This is a genomic window from Thiorhodococcus mannitoliphagus, from assembly GCF_010915725.1.
GTDB classification, from domain to species: Bacteria; Pseudomonadota; Gammaproteobacteria; order Chromatiales; family Chromatiaceae; genus Thiorhodococcus; species Thiorhodococcus mannitoliphagus.
This window is the reverse complement of record NZ_JAAIJR010000272.1, coordinates 1-2,790: the sequence shown is the minus strand read 5'-3', so window position 1 is coordinate 2,790 and position 2,790 is coordinate 1. Positions and strand designations below refer to the sequence as shown.

Genomic DNA, 2,790 nt, shown 5'->3' with positions numbered 1-2,790 from the left:
CCGGTCATCTCGTCGATGCTGCGGGTCTCAATGCCTTCGGCGGCACGTTCCGGGGCCAGGCGATAGGTCTCGCAGACATCCCGACAGCGCTCGGCGAAATCACCATCGCGCGGGGTGTTGATCCAGCCTTGCACGCGATGCGGCTTGAGATCGACCTCACGTAAGAAGCGTCCGATGGAGTGCGCGGAGATGGCGTCGACGATCCCACGCGCCTTGGCCTCTTCGGCCAAGTCCTCATGGGTCCAGCGCGCCAGCTTCACCCCCTCGCGAACCGCAGGCTCGCACGCTAGGGCAATGATGGCGCAGATCTGCTCGGGGGTGAAGGTCGGGGGTGTCCCCGAACGCGGATTATCGCTCAGACGCTCGAGCACCGGGTGATCCGCGCGCTCGCGCCAGCGTCGGCGCCAGCGTTGGACCAACGAGCGACTGACCTGCAACGTGGCGGCCGTTTCGTGCACCCCCGTGCCGGCGTCGGCGGCGAGAATGATTCGGGCTCGGGTCGCCAGTTGCTGCGCCGTGGTGTGCTGACGCACCAACGCCTCCAACTGGGTACGTTCTTTGTCGGTGAGGGAAACGGGAATCGGAGCACAGCGTGGCATCGTGTCATCAACTCATCGGCGAAACTCAAGACAGATGAGTAGGATGCCATCGATCGCCCAGAAACAGTATTAGGACTTTCACTCTAGACCAGTAGCTGGAAATGTCCTCGGCGAATGAGGCTTAGATTGTTAATACATTTAAGTCATGATCACCTGGGATGAGCCCAAGGATGGATTCAAAAACAAGTGATACATATCGGTCCGTCTTTGTTGGGCACGCTGCGCTTTGCCCAACCTACAGCTGTGTAGGTTATTTTGGAACCGTTACCAAGTAGATCTTGGATACTGATTCATGTTCATCAAGCTGTTCGACGAAGGTGATGATGATCTTGTATCGTCTTCAGCTCATCAGCTTCGGTCATTTGGGCACGAAACAGATCCCACCGCGTTTGAAGGCTCAGCCAAAATTCAGCCGATACGCCAAAGAACTTGCTCAATCTCAGCGCAGTGCTTGGAGTGACGCCGCGCTTTTGGTTGACGAGTTCGTTGACACGCTGATAAGGCACATGGATGGCATCCGCCAATTCACGCTGGCTGATATTCAGCGGCAAGAGAAACTCTTCTTTGAGCATTTCGCCAGGATGCGTGGGTGGCCGGTGGGTTGGAATTCGCATGCTTGATACCCTAATCAATGATAGTCGGCGATCTCGACCTCTCTAGGGCCTTTCTGTCCCCAGCTGAAACAGATTCGGTATTGGGTAGTGCCCTTATCTATATGATTTGTCTCATACGGATGCCTTGAGCAAAAGTGTATCGTTGTAGTGATGCACAAAGTACCAAATTGCGCCAACGTGATTCTCTGTTTTCTTAGAGAATGAGAGCGCCTTCCGAATCAATCGTGAAACACGCTGCCGAACCGTGCAATTGAAGCGCTCGATATGATTCGTTTTTCCGGATTATTTTCCGACTGAATGGTGCCGTTCTTCGGGAAAAACGCAGTTATAGGATTCCCAGAAATCCGTATAGCAGACCGCCCGCTCTTGGTATGCGGCTGGCAATGAATCCCATAGACCTTGCGCTCCTTCGCGTCGGGTGCAACCCGCCTCCCGCTCCCTTTATTCTGCCCCCGTTGAAAGCTGAGTCTGCTACAGCTCCCGCTAGCGAGGGTGTAGACAGCGCCCCGGTGAAGAGTCAATCTCTGTGAAATGCCACAACAGCGCAGAGCCCAGAATGAACACCCACAACACCCACAGCCCAGTCAGCGCAATCAACACCCAGGAGCTGTTCGGTCAATTGCAAGAGACGGTGAATTTTCTGCACCAAGCGTTCGAGACCGGGCGTGGAGCGCATGAGGTGGAGGAAGAGCTGTGGAGGCGGATGCTCGAACTGGGGCGTTGCGCCTATGGATCTTGGTTAGAGGTGTTTGGCTCGGGGGATGCTGGCGAGACCCTCGTGGGTGTGGACGGGCGCACCTTGAAGCGGCTTGAGCCGTTGCGTCGACGCGAATACCAGAGCGTGTTCGGTCCGTTTGAGCTGGAACGCGCGGTCTATGGGACGCGCGAGGGACAAGCCATCGAGGCGGTGCCTTTGGATGCGCGCCTGAATTTGCCTCAGTGCAAGACCTCCTACCTGTTACAAGACTGGGAGCAGCGTCTCACCGTCGAGGTGCCTTTCGCGACCGTCAGCGCGACCCTGGATCGGATCCTGGGCTTTCCCCGGTCGGTCTACACGCTGGAGCGTAACCAGCAGGACATGGCCCAGAGCGCCGCGGCCTTTTGGGAGGCGAAACCGTTGCCGCCGCCCGAGGAGGAAGGCGCCATCCTGGTCTGCACGGCGGACGGAAAGGGTGTCCCGATGCGTCGCAAGAAGGCGCCGAACAAGCCTCCACTCCCCGCCTCCTCGGCGCACGGGTTGACGGACAAGCCACCAGAACAGGCCCCTGCGCCCAGCATGGTAGGGAAGGATCTCCATCCCTCTGGCCCACGTCCGGGGACGAAAAAGATGGCGTTGCTGGGGTCGGTCTATACGATTAACCCCGTGATCCGCACGCCCGAGGAGGTGCTCGAGGCGCTGTGCTCGCCGGCCCCTTCCGTGCGCGACACCAAGCGCCCGAAACCCTGTCACAAGCACGTGCGCGCCGCCCTGGAGCGCGATGGCGACGACACCACGGCCTCGCAAGTGGCCACCATCTTCAATTGGATCGCCGAACAAGCCCAGGCGCGCAATCCGAGCGCAGACAAACCGATCGTCC

Annotated in this window: 3 protein-coding genes and 1 pseudogene; 1 reads left to right on the top strand and 3 read right to left on the bottom strand. The window is 58.4% G+C overall.

What is annotated here, in order from left to right; genetic code table 11:
* The 3 genes and pseudogenes from G3480_RS25980 to G3480_RS29655 all read right to left on the bottom strand — a co-directional run.
* A partial coding sequence (locus G3480_RS25980) for a helix-turn-helix domain-containing protein (RefSeq protein WP_164657066.1) occupies positions 1-599 on the bottom strand: 599 nt, incomplete at its 3' end.
* A gap of 299 nt (positions 600-898) precedes the next feature.
* A complete protein-coding gene (locus tag G3480_RS25975; protein WP_164657101.1) occupies positions 899-1,213 on the bottom strand; it encodes a HigA family addiction module antitoxin in 315 nt (104 codons plus the stop codon).
* 111 nt (positions 1,214-1,324) lie between these two features.
* Positions 1,325-1,609: pseudogene (locus G3480_RS29655) on the bottom strand (IS1 family transposase); the annotation flags it as partial.
* Between the two features lie 160 nt (positions 1,610-1,769).
* Here G3480_RS29655 and G3480_RS25965 point away from each other — a divergent pair.
* The coding region (locus G3480_RS25965) for a hypothetical protein (RefSeq protein WP_206171908.1) at positions 1,770-2,790 on the top strand (1,021 nt) is incomplete at its 3' end.